Source organism: Angustibacter luteus (assembly GCF_039541115.1).
GTDB classification, from domain to species: Bacteria; Actinomycetota; Actinomycetes; order Actinomycetales; family Angustibacteraceae; genus Angustibacter; species Angustibacter luteus.
In genome coordinates this window covers 1-993 of record NZ_BAABFP010000011.1, presented here as the reverse complement: position 1 = coordinate 993, position 993 = coordinate 1, and the positions used below count along the sequence as shown (strand labels likewise).

At 70.6% G+C, this 993-nt stretch carries 1 protein-coding gene; it reads right to left on the bottom strand.

Annotation, left to right across the window (positions count from 1 at the left end):
• Positions 1-950: IS481 family transposase (locus ABEB17_RS20000; RefSeq protein WP_345718527.1), on the bottom strand; the 950-nt coding region annotated here is incomplete at its 3' end.
• Positions 951-993 lie beyond the last annotated feature (43 nt).

Sequence of the window (993 nt, the reverse complement as noted above, 5' to 3'; positions counted from 1 at the left end):
GTGTGGTGTCGGTGATGGTTGTAGATGTGTAGCCATCGGGGCAAGGCGTCGCGCCGTGCTTGTTCGCTGGGGTATGGGCGGGCGTAGGCCCATTCGGTGGCCAGGGTGCGGTTGAAGCGTTCGACCTTGCCGTTGGTCTGAGGCCTGTAGGGGCGGGTGCGGTGGTGCTGGACGGCGAGGTCGGCCAGGGCGTGGGTGAACTGATGTGAGCGGTAGCAGGACCCGTTGTCGGTCAGCACCGCGGACACGGTAATCCCGCAGCTGGCGAACCAGGCGTGGGCGCGGGTCCAGAACGCGGCGGCGGTGGCGCCTTGTTCGTCGGGCAGGATCTCGGCGTAGGCGAGTCGGGAGTGGTCGTCGATAGCGGCGTGCAGGTAGCCGTAGCCCAGGTTTGGTCGGTTGCTCACCCGGCGCGGGCGGTTGAGGTCGCGGTGGGCCTGGCTGTTGCGGCCGCCCTCGGCGCGGCCCAGGACGCGCCAGCCGCCGCCGTCGGGGATGCGGCCCAACTTCTTGACGTCGATGTGGACCAGGTCACCGGGGCGTTCGTGCTCGTAGCGGACCACCGCCCGGCGGATCGCCTGGCGGGTGGCCAGATCGGTGTCGGCCAGCCGGGGCATGCCCTCACGGCGAAGGATCTTGGCAACCGTCGAGGCCGGCATGCCCAGCCGTGGTCCGATCCGCGCCGGCCCCCACCCGCGCGTGGTGCGCAGATGAAGGACTCGCCGGACCAGACGTCGTCCGGTCTGGTGCGGGCAGCGCAACGGCCGGCTGGACCGGTCACCCATCCCGGCCGGCCCACTCTGGCGGTAACGGGCGGCCCAGCGGGCCGCGGTCGTCGGCGAGACCTGGAACCGCTCGGCAGCCCGGCGCAGCGGCCAGCCCTCATCAACGACACAGCGAGCCAGCCGAAGCCGACCCAGCTCGGACAAGGGCGCATTACGGTGAGACACGAGGACCTCCGTTGACGTGTGATGCCTTCGACAGCTCCACACC